Consider the following 16,463-nt stretch of genomic DNA (forward strand, 5'->3'; position numbering starts at 1 on the left):
TCTGGGGGTCACGATTATTCGCGAATAATCGGCCCCGTCCGCGCCCAATGCACCCAATTCAAAGGAATTGAAGATGAACCAGGAACTGACAAACAACCCGTTCAACCCGCTCACCCCGGCCAAGACGTTCGACGAGATCAAGGTCTCGCTCGCGTCGCCGGAGCGGATCCTGTCGTGGTCCTTCGGCGAGATCAAGAAGCCCGAAACCATCAACTACCGTACGTTCAAGCCCGAGCGTGACGGCCTGTTCTGCGCGCGTATCTTTGGCCCGATCAAGGACTACGAATGCCTGTGCGGCAAGTACAAGCGCATGAAGTATCGCGGTGTCGTCTGCGAGAAATGCGGCGTGGAAGTCACGCTGCAAAAGGTCCGCCGCGAGCGGATGGGTCACATCGAACTCGCCGCACCTGTGGCACACATCTGGTTCCTCAAGTCGCTGCCATCGCGCATCGGTCTGATGCTGGACATGACGCTGCGCGATCTTGAGCGGATCCTTTACTTCGAAAACTACGTCGTGATCGAACCCGGTCTGACTGACCTGACTTACGGTCAGTTGATGAACGAGGAAGAGTACAACGACGCGCAGGACGTCTACGGCATGGACGCGTTCCAGGCCAACATCGGTGCCGAGGCGATCCGCGAGATGCTGTCCCAGATCGACCTGGAAGGCGAAGCGGAACAGTTGCGTGCCGACCTGAAAGAGGCGACGGGCGAGTTGAAGCCCAAGAAGATCATCAAGCGCCTGAAGATCGTGGAATCCTTCATCGAGTCCGGCAACCGCCCGGAATGGATGGTCATGACCGTCGTGCCGGTGATCCCGCCGGAATTGCGCCCGCTGGTGCCGCTGGACGGTGGCCGCTTCGCGACCTCCGATCTCAACGATCTTTATCGCCGGGTGATCAACCGTAACAACCGTCTCAAGCGTCTGATAGAGTTGCGCGCGCCCGATATCATCGTCCGCAACGAAAAGCGGATGTTGCAGGAATCCGTCGATGCGCTCTTCGACAACGGCCGCCGTGGCCGCGTGATCACGGGTGCCAACAAGCGGCCGCTGAAATCGCTGTCCGACATGCTGAAAGGCAAGCAGGGCCGCTTCCGCCAGAACCTTCTGGGCAAGCGCGTCGATTTTTCCGGTCGTTCGGTTATCGTGACAGGCCCCGAGTTGAAGCTGCACCAGTGTGGTCTGCCCAAGAAGATGGCGTTGGAGCTTTTCAAGCCCTTCATCTACTCGCGGCTTGAGGCCAAAGGCCTGTCGTCCACCGTCAAGCAGGCCAAGAAACTGGTCGAAAAAGAACGGCCCGAAGTCTGGGACATTCTGGACGAGGTGATCCGCGAACACCCCGTCATGCTGAACCGTGCGCCCACGCTGCACCGTCTTGGCATCCAGGCGTTCGAACCCGTCCTGATCGAGGGCAAGGCGATCCAGCTGCACCCGCTGGTCTGTTCGGCCTTCAACGCCGACTTTGACGGCGACCAGATGGCCGTGCACGTCCCGCTGAGCCTCGAGGCACAGCTGGAAGCCCGCGTGTTGATGATGTCCACAAACAACGTGCTGTCGCCTGCCAACGGCGCGCCGATCATCGTGCCGTCGCAGGATATGATCCTGGGTCTCTACTACACGACGATTGAACGCGCCGGCATGAAGGGCGAGGGCATGTCGTTCGCCAACATCGAGGAAGTGGAGCACGCGCTGACCGCCGGTCAGGTGCACCTGCACGCCAAGATCACGGCCCGCATCCCGCAGATCGACGAGGAAGGCAACGAGGTGCTGACGCGCTTCGAAACCACCCCCGGTCGTCTGCGACTGGGTGCGCTTCTGCCGCTCAATGCCAAGGCACCGTTCAGCCTGGTCAACCGTCTGCTGCGCAAGAAAGAAGTGCAGCAGGTCATCGACACCGTCTATCGCTACTGCGGCCAGAAAGAGTCCGTCATCTTCTGCGATCAGATCATGACGATGGGCTTCCGCGAGGCGTTCCGCGCCGGGATTTCCTTCGGCAAGGACGATATGGTCGTCCCCGACACCAAATGGGCGCTGGTCGACGAGACCCGCGATCAGGTGAAGGATTTCGAACAGCAGTACATGGACGGCCTGATCACCCAGGGTGAGAAGTACAACAAGGTCGTCGATGCCTGGTCGAAAGCCAACGACAAGGTCACCGATGCGATGATGTCCACGATCTCGTCCACCGGTCATACCGAGGACGGGGCCGAGGCGGAGCCGAACAGCGTTTACATGATGGCCCACTCCGGCGCCCGTGGTTCGGTCACGCAGATGAAGCAGCTGGGCGGTATGCGCGGCCTGATGGCCAAGCCGAACGGCGAAATCATCGAGACGCCGATCATCTCGAACTTCAAGGAAGGTCTGACCGTTCTTGAATACTTCAACTCCACCCACGGTGCCCGCAAGGGTCTGTCTGATACCGCGCTCAAGACCGCGAACTCCGGTTATCTGACCCGCCGTCTGGTCGACGTCGCACAGGATTGCATCGTGCGCGAGGTCGATTGCGGCACCGAGGCGTCGATCACCGCCGAGGCGGCTGTGAACGATGGAGAGGTCGTCGCGTCGCTGGCCGAGCGTGTGCTGGGTCGTGTCGCGGCAGAGCAGATCGTGAAGCCCGGCACAGACGAGGTGATCGTCGAAGTGGGTGAGCTGATCGACGAGCGCAAGTCGGACATGATCGACGTGGCCGGCATCGCCAAGATGCGTATCCGCAGCCCGCTGACCTGCGAGGCCGAGGATGGCGTTTGTGCCATGTGCTACGGGCGTGATCTTGCCCGCGGTACCCGCGTCAACATCGGCGAGGCTGTCGGCATCATCGCAGCACAGTCCATCGGTGAACCCGGCACACAGCTGACGATGCGGACCTTCCACATCGGCGGTGTGGCCCAGGGCGGCCAGCAGTCGTTCCTTGAGGCGTCACAGCCCGGCAAGATCGAGTTCCGCAACGCATCGTTGCTGGAAAACTCATCGGGCGAAACGGTGGTCATGGGGCGCAACATGGTGCTGGCGATCATCGGCGAAGACGGCGAAGAGCGTGCAAACCACAAGGTCGGCTATGGCTCCAAGGTATTCGTCAAGGAAGGTGCCGAGGTGCATCGCGGCGACAAGCTGTTCGAATGGGACCCCTATACCCTGCCGATCATCGCCGAGAAATCCGGGACCGCCCGCTATGTCGATCTGGTGAACGGCATCGCCGTGCGCGAGGAAACCGACGATGCGACAGGTATGACACAGAAGATCGTGTCGGACTGGCGCGCTGCACCAAAGGGCAACGAACTGGCGCCGAAGATCATCGTGGTCGGCGAAGATGGCGAACCTGCGGTCAAGGATGACGGTAACCCCGTGTCCTACGGCATGTCGGTCGACGCGGTTCTGTCGGTCGAGGACGGCCAGCAGATCAACTCCGGCGACGTCGTCGCGCGTATTCCGCGCGAGGGTGCCAAGACCAAGGACATCACCGGTGGTCTGCCACGTGTGGCGGAACTGTTCGAGGCGCGCCGCCCGAAAGATCACGCGATCATCGCTGAAATCGACGGCTACGTGCGCTTTGGCAAGGACTACAAGAACAAGCGCCGCATCGCGATTGAATCCGCCGACGATCCGGAGGTGAAGGTCGAATACATGGTGCCCAAGGGCAAGCACATCCCCGTCGTGGAAGGTGACTTCGTCCAGAAGGGCGACTACATCATGGACGGCAACCCGGCCCCGCACGATATTCTTGCGGTCATGGGTGTCGAGGCCTTGGCTGACTACATGATCGACGAGGTCCAGGACGTCTATCGCCTGCAGGGTGTGAAGATCAACGACAAGCATATCGAAGTGATCGTGCGCCAGATGCTCCAGAAGTGGGAGATTCAGGACAGCGGTGATACCGTTCTGCTGAAGGGCGAAAACGTCGACAAGGCAGAGTTCGACGAGGCGAACGAGAAGGCGCTCAAGCGCGGTGATCGTCCAGCACAGGGCGAACCGATCCTGCTTGGTATCACCAAGGCGTCGCTCCAGACCCGGTCGTTCATCTCTGCCGCGTCGTTCCAAGAAACCACGCGCGTCCTGACCGAGGCATCGGTGCAGGGCAAGCGGGACAAGCTGGTCGGCTTGAAAGAGAACGTGATCGTCGGTCGTTTGATCCCGGCCGGGACGGGCGGTGCCACAAGCCGCGTGCAGCGCATCGCGTCCGAGCGTGACAACGTCGTGATCGAGGCGCGCCGGGAAGAGGCCGAGCAAGCCGCTGCCCTTGCCGCGCCGGAACCATCGGCAAGCGAAGATGTCGTGGGCGGGGACGAGTTCGATACCATGATCGTCGACACCCCCGAAAGCCGCGACGAATAAGCTGCATATCGCTTTGAAAGAATTGGGCCCGCTGGAAACAGCGGGCCCTTTTTCTTTGTGGGGCAGGGTAATGTGATAAAGACATGGGATGACCTACGCGACGATTGACGACTACAACGCGGCACAGCCCGAACCGGATCAGGCGATCTGCACAGCCCTGATGCATGCGATAAACGACGGCCTGCCCGATGCGACAGCCAAGATCTGGCACGCGCATCCGGTCTGGTTCCTGCAGGACAACCCGATTGTCGGCTACGGCAAGCTGAAGACCTGCATCCGCCTCATGTTCTGGAGCGAACAGTCATTCACCACGCCGGGTCTGGCGAAAACCGGCACGTTCATGGCCGCCGAGGTCCGCTTTACTGCGGTGGATCAGATCGATCCCGCTGCGCTGTCGGCCTGGCTGTCAGAGGCCCGCGATATCCAATGGGACTACAAAAACATCCGCCAACGCCGTGGGCGGCTGGTTCGGCTGGTCTGAACGTCGGCAATGCACCGGGCGGGCAGGGCAGGATAGCCTGACTTGCCGTGCGCGTAAGGCTGCTTTACCAATTGGTCATATTTTGAAGTTTGCCATTTTTCAGGCCCATTGAGAAAGACTGCCCATGAATATTCGCCAGCTTGCCAAACCCTACGCCGCGCCCATCGACCGGGTCGCATGGTTTCACGTCGCCAATACCGCAGCACTTTACTTCGGGGCCATCGCCCTCGGGACGGTATTCTGGGGCAACCTGCCCGTCATGGCGCTGGCGGTCGTGATGTTCTTCGGCGGCACCACGCGGTTCTTCGGCATACAGCACGATTGCGGGCATCTGTCCTATTTCAGCCGTCGCAACGTGAACGAGGTCGTCGGCGTACTGACCGGAACCTTTACCGGCAATCCCTATTTCGCCATGCGCTACAACCACAACCGGCACCATGCCTACATCGGTAATCTTGACGAGCGCGATGCGCACGAGGTCCTGACCTGGACGGTCGCCGAATATCAGGCGGCGAGTCCGGGAATGAAACTGTTCTACCGGATATACAGATCGGCCTTCGTGCTTTATTTTCTCGGGCCGATCTTTGTCATTTTCATCCGCTACCGTTTTCCCAAGAACGCGCGCAAAACCGGGATGCGCGACGTGGCCATGCAGAATGGGCTGATGTTCGGCTTCTGGGCTTTTCTCTACTTCGTGTTCGGCTGGCAGGCCTTTGCGTTCACGATTCTTGCAAGTGTGATTTCGGCCTGCTTCGGCGTCTTCATGGTGTACGTCGGGCACAACTACGAAGACGCATATTGGGAGCACGCCGGCCATTGCGATTTTGAGGAAGCGTCGCTGAAAGGGTCCAGCGTCCTGGACTGGGGCCGGGTCTTTCACTTCCTGACCTTCAATTTCGCGTTCCATGATCTGCACCACCTGCACGCCCGCATCCCCTGCTACCGGTTGCGGGACTGTCACATCGCGTTGTCCGATGTGCTGCAGCCGACGCGGCTGGGCTTTTTCGAGGCGATCGCCTGCGTCCAGTGGAAACTCTGGGATGAGGCATCGGGCAAGATGATCCGCTTTCGCGATCTTCCGCAGGACGCCCCGATGCGGGTCCCTGCGGAATAGCCACTGGCGCGGCGCGCGATCCGCTGCTAGGCCGCTTGCATGGCGACCCTGACGGATAACATGCGCGGCGCGATGCTGATGATGGGGTCGATGACGGCCTTCACGATCAACGATGCTTTTATGAAAGCAGCGTCCCAGCACCTGCCGCTGTTCCAGTCGATCTTCCTGCGCGGTCTGATCGTCGTCCCACTGATGATCGGGCTTTGCCTGTGGATGGGGCAGTTGCGTTTCGGCTTCGGCGTCCGCGACTGGCGTCTGCTGATCACCCGGACCTTGGCAGAGATGGGCGGCGCCTTCCTCTTTATCACGGCACTGTTCAACATGCCGATCGCCAATGTCTCGGCCATTCTTCAGGCGCTTCCGTTGACCGTCGCGCTCGCTGCCGCCGTCGTGTTCCGCGAACCGCTGGGCTGGCGGCGTCTTTCCGCGATTGTCGTCGGTTTCGCCGGTGTCATGCTGATCGTGCGGCCCGGAGGCGCCGACTTCAATCTCTATTCGCTTTATGCCGTCGGGGCTGTCGCGCTGGTCACCATCCGCGATCTTGCAGCACGGCGCATGTCTCGTGACGTGCCGTCGACCGCGGTTGCGCTGGTGGCGGCGGTCGGAGTGACGCTGATGGCCGCCACGGGTCTTCTGGTCGAGACGTGGCAACCCGTGACGTCCGGCGGCATCGGCCTGCTAGGCGGGGCTGCACTGTTCATCATCGGTGGCTACGTATTTTCGGTATCCGCCATGCGCGTGGGCGAGATCGGCTTCGTCGCACCGTTCCGCTATACCAGCCTGCTGGTCGCGCTGATCCTGGGTGTGATCGTCTTTGGCGAATTCCCCAAACCACTGACGCTGCTGGGTGCATCCATCGTCGTGGCGATGGGTCTGTTCACGCTTTACCGCGAACGTATCCTGCGGATCAGGCGCGCGAGGCTGTCACGCCCCGGCGCCTGATCCGGATTGCATCAGTTCTGGGCGTAGAACTGACCGCTGGTCACGCCGACGCGCATCCCGTTCACGCCATTGATCGGCGTGCCGTTGCCGGTCGCGGTGCCGGTGATCGTGTCGCTCACGTTGGTCGCGGACCGCACGTTGCCGTCCATCTGAAGATTCATGCGCGTCTGTGTCTCGAACGCCGATCCGGTCAGGACCGCACCCAGCTCACCCGTCGCCGTTGCTGAAATGACGTTCCCGCCATACGATCCGGCAATGTTCAAAACGCCGGGATTGGTCGATCCGTCTCCGGCGGTGAACTGCTGGTTCGACTCCGGCGTCGCGCGGTCGATCAGGTTGATGTCGCTGATCTGGCCTGTGACTTCGCCGCCCGACAGGAAGCCGACGTTCATTTGCACGTCGCCGATGATGGAATAACCGTTCTCGTCGTTGATGACGGCGTTGCTGGTGAACTTGCCGTTGTAGCTGAAGCTGCCCGATGGTGCGACATTCGACAAAGGTGCCGTGCGTAGGTTGGCATAGGCGACGCGGGCGGTGTTGAACTCGGTGATACCCTGCGTCGGCGCGACGGCGCTTTCGCAGGCGCTCAACCCGGCGATGGCCACACAGGCGACTGTCAGTTTGCGTTTCATGGCGATGATCTCCCCTCGATCAATAAATGGTCTGAAAATTCAGTGACCGAGACAGGCTACCGGCAGATTGAATGGCGTGGCAAGTGCTGCAAACCACCACAATTTACGACAGTCGGAAATCTGCCGATTGGCCTTCGCGCACCGAAATTCCTCGCAGCGGAGGCACCGAAAATCCTCGCAGCGGGGCTGGGCGGGGCCCCCCTGTTGACACCTTACACGACTCCCCATATACGCCGCTCATCCGGGCGACAGGGGTAATCCCTTGTCAGGTCCCGATATCAAAGTTGAAGCGTTCAAGAACCGGGTTAATGCTACCTTGTTCCTCTGTAGCCCAACCGCTCCGCACCTCCGGTAAGGGTGCGACAGCGGGTCTTTTGTGCTTGTCAAAGTGCATTTTGAAACCGCGTTTCCGGGCGCACTTATGTGAATAGATGGGAACATCACACGATGCCAACGATTCAGCAGCTGATCCGCAAGCCGCGCCAGCCGAAAGTCACGCGTTCCAAGTCGCAGCACATGGAAGGATGCCCGCAAAAGCGTGGCGTCTGCACACGCGTCTATACAACCACGCCGAAAAAGCCGAACTCCGCCATGCGGAAAGTCGCCAAGGTCCGCCTGACCAACGGCTACGAGGTGATCTCCTACATCCCCGGTGAAAGCCACAACCTGCAGGAACACTCCGTCGTCCTGATCCGTGGCGGCCGTGTGAAAGACCTTCCCGGTGTCCGTTACCACATCCTGCGCGGTGTTCTCGACACCCAGGGTGTCAAAGACCGTAAGCAGCGTCGTTCCAAGTATGGCGCGAAGCGTCCGAAGTGACCTGAACGCCGGCGTTCAGGTCATCTCCGCGCAGGCGGGGATCTCTTGAAGCCGGAGATCCTCGGGGCAGGCCCGAGGACGACACCGATAGAGAGAATTGAGAGAGAAACAAAATGTCACGTCGTCACGCCGCTGAAAAACGCGAAGTCCTCCCTGACGCCAAGTACGGCGACAAGGTGCTGACCAAATTCATGAACAACCTGATGATCGACGGCAAGAAATCCGTCGCTGAACGGATCGTTTATAATGCCTTCGACCGCGTCGAGGAAAAGCTGAAGAAATCCCCCGTGGAAGTCTTCCACGAAAGCCTCGACAACATCAAACCAGCCGTCGAAGTGCGTTCGCGCCGTGTCGGTGGTGCTACCTATCAGGTGCCCGTCGATGTCCGCCCGGAGCGCCGCGAAGCGCTGGCCATCCGCTGGTTGATCGCCGCCGCGCAAAAGCGCAACGAGAACACCATGGAAGAGCGCCTTGCAGGCGAGCTGATGGATGCGATCAACAACCGCGGCACCGCGGTGAAAAAGCGCGAAGACACCCACAAGATGGCCGACGCCAACAAGGCGTTCAGCCACTACCGCTGGTAATTTAGGAGCCACACAAAATGGCACGCGACTACCCACTCGACCGCTACCGTAACTTCGGGATCATGGCGCATATCGACGCAGGCAAGACCACCTGTTCGGAGCGTATCCTGTTCTATACGGGCAAGTCTCACAACATCGGCGAAGTGCACGACGGTGCCGCCACCATGGACTGGATGGAGCAGGAGCAGGAGCGTGGCATCACGATCACCTCTGCAGCGACCACCACGTTCTGGCAGCGCCAGGAAGAGCCCACCGCCGACGGCACGTCCGACACCAAGTACCGGATGAACATCATCGACACACCCGGCCACGTCGACTTTACCATCGAGGTCGAGCGTTCGCTTGCCGTGCTCGACGGTGCCGTCTGCGTGCTCGACGCCAACGCCGGGGTAGAACCGCAGACCGAAACCGTGTGGCGTCAGGCTGACCGCTACAAGGTGCCGCGCATGGTGTTCGTCAACAAGATGGACAAGATCGGCGCCGACTTCTTCAACTGCGTTCGCATGATCGAGGACCGCACCGGTGCGAAAGCCGTGCCCGTGGGTATCCCGATCGGCGCAGAGACAGAGCTGGAAGGCCTGATCGACTTGGTCACCATGGAAGAATGGGTCTGGGAAGGCGAAGACCTGGGCGCGTCCTGGGTGAAAAAGCCGATCCGTGACAGCCTCAAGGATATGGCCGACGAATGGCGCGGCAAAATGGTCGAGGCGGCCGTCGAAATGGACGACGACGCCATGATGGAATACCTCGAAGGCAACGAGCCTGACGTGGACACCCTGCGCAAACTGCTGCGCAAGGGCACGCTGGCCATGGCATTCGTGCCCGTTCTGGGTGGCTCCGCGTTCAAGAACAAGGGTGTGCAGCCGCTGCTGAACGCCGTGATCGACTATCTGCCCAGCCCGCTGGACGTGGTCGACTACATGGGCTTCAAGCCGGGTGACGAAACCGAAACCCGCGACATCCCGCGCCGTGCCGATGACAACATGGCGTTTGCCGGTCTTGCGTTCAAAATCATGAACGACCCCTTCGTGGGCTCGCTGACCTTCACCCGCATCTACTCGGGGAAGCTGGCAAAGGGCGACACGATGCTCAACTCCACCAAGGGGAACAAAGAGCGCGTGGGCCGCATGATGATGATGCACTCCAACAACCGCGAGGAAATCACCGAAGCGTTCGCTGGCGATATCATCGCGCTCGGCGGTCTCAAGAACACCACGACCGGCGACACGATCTGTGATCCACAGGACCCTGTCGTGCTCGAAACGATGACGTTCCCCGATCCGGTGATCGAAATCGCGGTCGAGCCGAAGACCAAGGGTGACCAGGAAAAGATGGGCATCGCGTTGCAGCGTCTTGCAGCCGAGGACCCGTCGTTCCGTGTCGAGACCGATATCGAATCGGGCCAGACCATCATGAAAGGCATGGGCGAATTGCACCTCGACATCCTCGTCGACCGCATGAAGCGCGAGTTCAAGGTCGAGGCCAACATCGGTGCGCCGCAGGTGGCCTACCGCGAAACCATCGGTCACGCTGTCGAGCACACCTATACCCACAAGAAGCAGTCCGGTGGGTCGGGTCAGTTCGGCGAGGTGAAGCTGAACATCATGCCGACAGAGCCGGGCGAAGGCTATTCGTTCGAAAGCAAGATCGTCGGCGGTGCCGTGCCGAAGGAATACATCCCCGGTGTCGAAAAAGGCATCAAGTCGGTGATGGACTCCGGTCCGCTCGCGGGCTTTCCGGTGATCGACTTCAAGGTCGAGCTGCTGGACGGCAAGTTCCACGACGTGGATTCCTCGATCCTCGCGTTCGAAATCGCGGCCCGGATGTGTATGCGTGAAGGCATGCGCAAGGCCGGTGCGAAGCTGCTCGAACCGATCATGAAGGTCGAGGTCGTGACGCCGGAGGAATATACCGGTGGCATCATCGGTGACCTGACATCGCGTCGGGGCATGGTGCAGGGTCAGGACACACGCGGCAACGCCATCGTGATCGACGCCATGGTGCCGCTGGCCAATATGTTCGGCTACATCAACACGCTGCGCTCCATGTCCTCGGGCCGTGCGCAGTTCTCGATGCAGTTCGACCACTACGATCCGGTGCCAAGCAACATCTCAGAAGAGATCCAGGCGAAATACGCATAACCGGCAGGGCGGGGTGATCCCCGCCCGACCGACACGAACGCAAGGCAGGGCACCGCCCCGCCAGACACCAGAAATGCAAGGAGGCCATTATGGCTAAGGCAAAGTTTGAACGGACCAAACCGCACGTTAACATCGGGACGATCGGTCACGTCGATCACGGCAAGACGACGCTGACGGCGGCGATCACGAAGTATTTCGGCGATTTCCAGGCCTATGACCAGATCGACGGCGCGCCCGAGGAGAAGGCCCGCGGCATCACGATCTCGACCGCGCACGTGGAATACGAGACCGACACACGCCACTACGCGCACGTCGACTGCCCCGGCCACGCCGACTACGTCAAGAACATGATCACCGGTGCCGCCCAGATGGACGGCGCGATCCTGGTGGTGAACGCCGCCGACGGCCCGATGCCGCAGACGCGCGAGCACATCCTGCTGGGCCGCCAGGTGGGCATCCCCTACATGGTCGTCTACATGAACAAGGTCGATCAGGTCGACGACGAAGAGCTGCTGGAACTGGTGGAAATGGAAATCCGCGAGCTGCTGTCCTCCTACGAGTATCCCGGCGACGACATCCCCGTCATCCCCGGCTCGGCCCTGGCCGCGATGGAAGGCCGCGACGAGGAGATCGGCGAGAAGTCGATCCGCGCGCTGATGGAAGCCGTGGACACCTACATCCCGACGCCTGCGCGTGCGGTGGACCTGCCGTTCCTGATGCCGGTCGAGGACGTGTTCTCGATCTCCGGCCGCGGTACGGTCGTGACCGGTCGTGTGGAGCGTGGCGTGATCAACGTGGGCGACGAGATCGAGATCGTCGGCATCCGCGACACCAAGAAGACGACCTGCACGGGCGTGGAAATGTTCCGCAAGCTGCTGGACCGCGGTGAGGCGGGCGACAACATCGGTGCGCTGCTGCGCGGCGTGGATCGTGACGGGGTGGAGCGTGGCCAGGTGCTGTGCAAGCCCGGCTCGGTGAAGCCGCACACGAAGTTCGAGGCCGAGGCCTATATCCTGACCAAGGAAGAGGGTGGCCGTCACACGCCGTTCTTCGCCAACTACCGCCCGCAGTTCTACTTCCGCACGACGGACGTGACCGGCACGGTGCAGCTGCCCGAGGGCACCGAGATGGTGATGCCCGGCGACAACCTGAAGTTCAACGTGGAGCTGATCGCACCGATCGCCATGGAAGACGGCCTGCGCTTCGCCATCCGCGAAGGCGGCCGCACCGTCGGCGCCGGCGTAGTGTCGAAAATCACCGAGTAACGCCGCACACCGCAGCGCAACACCAAAGGCCGCCCCGCAAACGGGCGGCCTTTTTCCGTTGGCGCGACCGGCCGTCTGCGCCGTCAGGCGATCACCAAAAGTCCGCCCTCAATTCCCCGACGCCCATCTGCCCCGGTTTCCGAAACAGTACCCGCCCCCCGCAGCATTCCGCCCGCCAGCACAATTCCCCCGCACCCTTACTTGTCGCCGTCATTCGCCCGCATTAAGTTCCCGCCATGCGCACGACACCCATCTTCACCGCCATCGCCTGCCTGATCCCGCTAACCCCCGCCACGGCGCACCCGCATCTTTTTGTGGGCGTCGACGTCACTGTGATCTTCGAAGGCGATAGACCGGCGGGCATTCAGCTCGACTGGCGCTACGATGACTTCTTTTCGCTCATGCTGACGAGCGATCTGGGCGTGGACATGGACGGCGACCTGCAACTGACCGCTGCGGAAGAAGCGACGCTTACCGCCGCCGTCGCCGACTGGCCTGCCGATTTCGGCGGCGATCTGGAGGTCACCCAGAACGGTCGCCCGGTCGCGCTTGCCGGACGCACCGATTACAGCGTCACCTATACCGACGGTATCGTGCAGGAGGCGCATGTCCGCCCGATCACGGCGCTACCCGACCCCGGTGCGCCGCTGACGATCCAGGTCTACGATCCGTTCTATTACGTGTCCTACACGTTGAACGGTCCGGTCCGTATCACGGGACGCGACGATTGCACTGCAACCGTCATTCCGCCCGATCTGAACGCGGCCTATTCGCTTGTCGATGAACTTCTTTACGGCCGTCCCGCATCCGACGTCGGCCCGGAAGAGGATTTCCCCGAGGTCGGCGTCGCCTTCGCCGAAACCATCACCGTCACATGCGCATCATAGCGGGCGCGCTGCTGGCCATGCTGGCGGCCTTCGCCCTATGGCTTTGGGGCTTTGGCGGCTCCGATATCGTCAGCCGCTGGGCCGCGACCACACAGCGCGACGTGCAGAACGCCATGGCGGCCACCCTGCGCGCGCTCCGTGCGGGTGAGCCGGGAGCGATGACCGGACTCTGGCTGCTCTGCCTGACCTATGGCTTCGTGCATGCCGCCGGGCCGGGACATGGCAAACTGGTCATCGGCGGCTACGGCCTTGGCGTGCGTGTGCCCGTGCGCCGTCTCGCTGGGCTGGCGGTGCTGTCGTCGCTGGCACAGGCCGTGACCGCGATCATCTTCGTCAGCATCGCGCTGACGCTGCTCGGTTGGGGGCGCGAGCAACTGACCGCCGTCGCCGACCGCACGCTTGCGCCGCTTAGCTACGCATTGATCGCCGGGGTCGGGTTGTGGCTGCTGCTGCGCGGGTTGCGCAAGGCCTGGCGTCTGCGCCGACCGGTGCCGCAGCATGACCACAGCCACGTCGGCCCATCCGCCGTGTGCGCCGATTGCGGGCACGCCCACGCCCCCACGCCGGAACAGGCCGAAGCGGTCCGCACGTGGCGCGATGCGGTGGCCGTCATCGCCGCCATCGCCATCCGTCCATGCACCGGGGCGGTGTTCCTGCTGATCCTCACCTACGCGCTCGGGATTTACTGGATCGGCATCGTCGGTGTCTTGGTCATGGGTCTGGGCACGGCCGCATTTACCGGGCTGGTGGCCCTTGCCGCCGTCACCGCGCGCGAAAGCACGCTGGCGCAGGCGGCCTCTGCTCGCGGCACCGCGGTGTTGCTGGTCGGGGTCGAGGTGCTGGCGGGTGCCGTCATCCTGCTGCTGGCGCTGCAACTGCTGCTGCGGGTGCTCTGACCCGCACAGTCAGCGCCCGGAAAACGCTGGAAATGACCGATAAACGGCTTGCGTCCGGCAGCGCGAATCCCTATACGCCCGCTATCCAGCGAGGGTGCGCCGCAAGCGTGCCCTCTTTCAGTTGGACCAAAAGACGCGACGAGGGCCCGCGATGAGCGTGGGTCTTCCTCTCCGATCTCGGCCCTCAGAGTAAGGGTGATGCACATGGCCGCACAAAGCCAAAACATCCGTATCCGCCTCAAGGCGTTTGATTACCGGGTGCTTGATGCAAGCACACAGGAAATCGTTTCCACCGCAAAGCGTACAGGGGCGTCCGTTCGTGGCCCGATCCCGCTTCCCAACAAGATCGAGAAGTTCACCGTTCTGCGTGGCCCGCACATCGACAAGAAATCCCGTGACCAGTTCGAGATCCGCACGCACAAGCGTCTGCTCGACATCGTTGATCCGACCCCCCAGACCGTGGACGCGCTGATGAAGCTCGACCTGGCCGCTGGCGTGGACGTCGAAATCAAGCTGCAAGCGTAAGGGAGGCATCAGATATGTTGCGTACCGGTATTGTCGCAAAGAAGATGGGCATGACCCGTCTGTTCATGGAAGACGGCAAGCAAGTCCCCGTCACCGTTCTGTCGCTTGAAAATCTGCAGGTCGTCGCACAGCGCACCCTTGAAAAGGACGGCTACGTCGCTGTCCAGCTGGGTGCGGGCAACGCCAAGGTCAAGCGCGTGTCCAAGGCCATGCGCGGCCACTTTGCCGCTGCATCGGTCGAGCCAAAGCGCAAGGTCGCCGAATTCCGCGTCGCCGAAGAGAACATGATCGGCGTGGGCGAGGAAATCACCGCCAACCATTACTTCGAGGGTCAGTTCGTCGACGTCGCCGGCACCTCCATCGGTAAGGGTTTCGCGGGCGCGATGAAGCGTCACAACTTCGGCGGTCTGCGCGCCACGCACGGTGTGTCGATCAGCCACCGTTCGCACGGCTCCACCGGCCAGTGTCAGGACCCCGGCAAGGTGTTCAAGGGCAAGAAGATGGCCGGTCACATGGGTGCCGCCCGTGTCACCACGCAGAACCTGCAGGTCGTGCGAACCGACGCCGACCGTGGCTTGATCATGGTCAAGGGTGCAGTTCCCGGTGCCAAGGGTGGCTGGGTCACGGTCAAGGACGCGGTGAAAAAGCCGACGCCCGAGAACGTGATGTATCCCGCCGGCCTGAAGTCGCTGGATGAAAAAGCCAAGCGTCTGGCCGAGGAAGCCGCCGCCGCTGCCGCCGCTGAAGAGGAAGCCGCCGCAAAGGCCGCCGCCGAGGCGGAACAGGCCGCACTGGAAGCTGCCGAGGCTGAAGAAGCCAAAGATGACGCATCCGAAGGAGGCGAGAACAATGAAAGCTGATGCAATCAAACTGGATGGCAAGTCCGCCGGTTCCGTCGACCTGAACGATGCGATCTTCGGGCTGGAGCCACGGCAGGACATCCTGCACCGTGTCGTTCGCTGGCAGCGCAACAACGCGCAGCAGGGCACGCACTCCACGCTGGGCCGTTCCGAAGTGTCCTACTCGACCAAGAAGATCTATCGCCAGAAGGGCACCGGCGGCGCACGCCACGGCTCGCGCGGCGCGCCGATCTTCCGCTCGGGTGGTATCTACAAGGGTCCGACGCCCCGCAGCCACGGTCACGAGCTGACCAAGAAGTTCCGCAAGCTGGGCCTCAAGCACGCCCTGTCCGCCAAGAAAGCGGCCGGAGAGCTTGTCGTCATCGACAGCATCGACGTGAAGGACGCCAAGACATCGGCACTGGCCAAGCAGGTCGGATCGCTGGGCTGGAAGCGTGCCCTGATCATCGACGGTGCGGAAGTGAACGCGGATTTCATGCGCGCCGCCCGCAACATCGCAACCCTGGACGTGCTGCCCTCGCAGGGCGCCAACGTCTACGACATCCTTCGCAGTGACACGCTCGTCATCACGAAGGCTGGTCTTGAAGCACTGGAGGCTCGTCTGTCATGAGCGCGAAAGCAGAACATTACGACGTGATCCGCAAACCGATCATCACCGAGAAAGCGACGACCGCGTCCGAAAACAACGCCGTCGTCTTCGAAGTGGCGATCGACGCGAACAAGCCGATGATCAAGGAAGCGGTCGAGGCGCTTTTCGGAGTCAAGGTGAAGGCCGTGAACACGTCGATCACCAAAGGCAAGGTCAAGCGCTTCCGTGGGTCCCTGGGCACCCGCAAGGACGTGAAGAAGGCCTATGTGACGCTGATCGAAGGCAACACGATTGACGTGAGCACGGGTCTGTAACTGTCCCTAAGTTGAGAAACAGGAAGACCCCGCCTTGCGCGGGGTTTTTCTTTTTCTATCACTTGCTATGCTGCGAGAAACAAT

Annotated in this window: 15 protein-coding genes; 14 read left to right on the forward strand and 1 reads right to left on the reverse strand. The window is 61.6% G+C overall.

Features of this window, described 5'->3' with window-relative positions:
• Positions 1 to 73: 73 nt before the first annotated feature.
• From rpoC to AC04PH_RS03945, 4 genes are all read left to right on the forward strand, one after another.
• On the forward strand, positions 74 to 4,330 hold the full coding sequence (rpoC, locus tag AC04PH_RS03930; protein ID WP_483064438.1) for a DNA-directed RNA polymerase subunit beta': 4,257 nt from the start codon (positions 74 to 76) through the stop codon (positions 4,328 to 4,330).
• Positions 4,331 to 4,418: 88 nt separating this feature from the next.
• The gene (locus AC04PH_RS03935; protein ID WP_483064439.1) at positions 4,419 to 4,811 is read left to right on the forward strand and encodes a DUF1801 domain-containing protein; all 393 of its coding nucleotides are present in this window, start codon (positions 4,419 to 4,421) and stop codon (positions 4,809 to 4,811) included.
• 124 nt (positions 4,812 to 4,935) lie between these two features.
• The gene (locus AC04PH_RS03940; RefSeq protein ID WP_483064440.1) at positions 4,936 to 5,925 is read left to right on the forward strand and encodes a fatty acid desaturase; all 990 of its coding nucleotides are present in this window, start codon (positions 4,936 to 4,938) and stop codon (positions 5,923 to 5,925) included.
• A 39-nt stretch (positions 5,926 to 5,964) separates the two neighbouring features.
• Positions 5,965 to 6,867: a DMT family transporter gene (locus tag AC04PH_RS03945; protein WP_483064441.1), complete on the forward strand. Its 903-nt coding sequence runs from the start codon at positions 5,965 to 5,967 to the stop codon at positions 6,865 to 6,867.
• Between the two features lie 11 nt (positions 6,868 to 6,878).
• Here AC04PH_RS03945 and AC04PH_RS03950 read toward each other — a convergent pair whose 3' ends face one another.
• On the reverse strand, positions 6,879 to 7,499 hold the full coding sequence (locus tag AC04PH_RS03950) for a hypothetical protein (RefSeq protein ID WP_483064442.1): 621 nt from the start codon (positions 7,497 to 7,499) through the stop codon (positions 6,879 to 6,881).
• Between the two features lie 447 nt (positions 7,500 to 7,946).
• On the opposite strand from AC04PH_RS03950, the gene rpsL reads away from it, so the two are divergent.
• The 10 genes from rpsL to AC04PH_RS04000 all read left to right on the forward strand — a co-directional run bounded on the left by rpsL (position 7,947) and on the right by AC04PH_RS04000 (position 16,379).
• Positions 7,947 to 8,318 (forward strand): 30S ribosomal protein S12, encoded by a 372-nt coding sequence (gene rpsL / locus AC04PH_RS03955; protein WP_369439550.1) that lies wholly within the window; start codon positions 7,947 to 7,949, stop codon positions 8,316 to 8,318.
• A gap of 113 nt (positions 8,319 to 8,431) precedes the next feature.
• Positions 8,432 to 8,902 carry a 30S ribosomal protein S7 gene (gene rpsG / locus AC04PH_RS03960; RefSeq protein ID WP_483064443.1) on the forward strand — a complete coding sequence of 157 codons (471 nt, stop codon included), beginning with the start codon at positions 8,432 to 8,434 and terminating at the stop codon, positions 8,900 to 8,902.
• A 17-nt stretch (positions 8,903 to 8,919) separates the two neighbouring features.
• Positions 8,920 to 11,043: an elongation factor G gene (fusA, locus tag AC04PH_RS03965; protein ID WP_483064444.1), complete on the forward strand. Its 2,124-nt coding sequence runs from the start codon at positions 8,920 to 8,922 to the stop codon at positions 11,041 to 11,043.
• Between the two features lie 89 nt (positions 11,044 to 11,132).
• Positions 11,133 to 12,308, forward strand: coding sequence for an elongation factor Tu (tuf, locus tag AC04PH_RS03970; RefSeq protein ID WP_483064424.1), 1,176 nt, complete (start codon positions 11,133 to 11,135; stop codon positions 12,306 to 12,308).
• A 236-nt stretch (positions 12,309 to 12,544) separates the two neighbouring features.
• Entirely contained in the window at positions 12,545 to 13,195 is a 651-nt protein-coding gene (locus AC04PH_RS03975; RefSeq protein WP_483064445.1) for a DUF1007 family protein, read from the forward strand.
• Positions 13,183 to 14,091, forward strand: a complete 909-nt coding sequence (locus AC04PH_RS03980; protein WP_483064446.1) for a nickel/cobalt transporter — start codon at positions 13,183 to 13,185, stop codon at positions 14,089 to 14,091. Before AC04PH_RS03975 ends, AC04PH_RS03980 begins: the two co-directional genes overlap by 13 nt.
• Positions 14,092 to 14,295: 204 nt before the next feature.
• Positions 14,296 to 14,616, forward strand: coding sequence for a 30S ribosomal protein S10 (gene rpsJ / locus AC04PH_RS03985; RefSeq protein WP_483064447.1), 321 nt, complete (start codon positions 14,296 to 14,298; stop codon positions 14,614 to 14,616).
• 14 nt (positions 14,617 to 14,630) lie between these two features.
• Positions 14,631 to 15,476: a 50S ribosomal protein L3 gene (gene rplC / locus AC04PH_RS03990; RefSeq protein WP_483064448.1), complete on the forward strand. Its 846-nt coding sequence runs from the start codon at positions 14,631 to 14,633 to the stop codon at positions 15,474 to 15,476.
• Positions 15,466 to 16,086 (forward strand): 50S ribosomal protein L4, encoded by a 621-nt coding sequence (rplD, locus tag AC04PH_RS03995; protein ID WP_483064449.1) that lies wholly within the window; start codon positions 15,466 to 15,468, stop codon positions 16,084 to 16,086. Before rplC ends, rplD begins: the two co-directional genes overlap by 11 nt.
• Positions 16,083 to 16,379 (forward strand): 50S ribosomal protein L23, encoded by a 297-nt coding sequence (locus AC04PH_RS04000; protein WP_483064450.1) that lies wholly within the window; start codon positions 16,083 to 16,085, stop codon positions 16,377 to 16,379. The genes rplD and AC04PH_RS04000 overlap by 4 nt, the downstream gene beginning before the upstream one ends.
• The last annotated feature ends 84 nt before the right edge of the window (positions 16,380 to 16,463 follow it).

Source organism: Yoonia sp. KMU-150 (assembly GCF_056858355.1).

Bases quoted from the DNA above. Each gene is read 5' to 3' on its own strand.
- rplD (WP_483064449.1), top strand. From the start codon at position 15,466: ATGAAAGCTGATGCAATCAAACTGGATGGCAAGTCCGCCGGTTCCGTC.
- rplC (WP_483064448.1), top strand. From the start codon at position 14,631: ATGTTGCGTACCGGTATTGTCGCAAAGAAGATGGGCATGACCCGTCTG.
- rpsG (WP_483064443.1), top strand. From the start codon at position 8,432: ATGTCACGTCGTCACGCCGCTGAAAAACGCGAAGTCCTCCCTGACGCC.
- fusA (WP_483064444.1), top strand. From the start codon at position 8,920: ATGGCACGCGACTACCCACTCGACCGCTACCGTAACTTCGGGATCATG.
- AC04PH_RS03940 (WP_483064440.1), top strand. From the start codon at position 4,936: ATGAATATTCGCCAGCTTGCCAAACCCTACGCCGCGCCCATCGACCGG.
- tuf (WP_483064424.1), top strand. From the start codon at position 11,133: ATGGCTAAGGCAAAGTTTGAACGGACCAAACCGCACGTTAACATCGGG.
- AC04PH_RS03980 (WP_483064446.1), top strand. From the start codon at position 13,183: ATGCGCATCATAGCGGGCGCGCTGCTGGCCATGCTGGCGGCCTTCGCC.
- AC04PH_RS03935 (WP_483064439.1), top strand. From the start codon at position 4,419: ATGACCTACGCGACGATTGACGACTACAACGCGGCACAGCCCGAACCG.
- AC04PH_RS03975 (WP_483064445.1), top strand. From the start codon at position 12,545: ATGCGCACGACACCCATCTTCACCGCCATCGCCTGCCTGATCCCGCTA.
- rpsJ (WP_483064447.1), top strand. From the start codon at position 14,296: ATGGCCGCACAAAGCCAAAACATCCGTATCCGCCTCAAGGCGTTTGAT.
- rpoC (WP_483064438.1), top strand. From the start codon at position 74: ATGAACCAGGAACTGACAAACAACCCGTTCAACCCGCTCACCCCGGCC.
- AC04PH_RS03945 (WP_483064441.1), top strand. From the start codon at position 5,965: ATGGCGACCCTGACGGATAACATGCGCGGCGCGATGCTGATGATGGGG.
- rpsL (WP_369439550.1), top strand. From the start codon at position 7,947: ATGCCAACGATTCAGCAGCTGATCCGCAAGCCGCGCCAGCCGAAAGTC.
- AC04PH_RS04000 (WP_483064450.1), top strand. From the start codon at position 16,083: ATGAGCGCGAAAGCAGAACATTACGACGTGATCCGCAAACCGATCATC.
- AC04PH_RS03950 (WP_483064442.1), bottom strand. From the start codon at position 7,499: ATGAAACGCAAACTGACAGTCGCCTGTGTGGCCATCGCCGGGTTGAGC.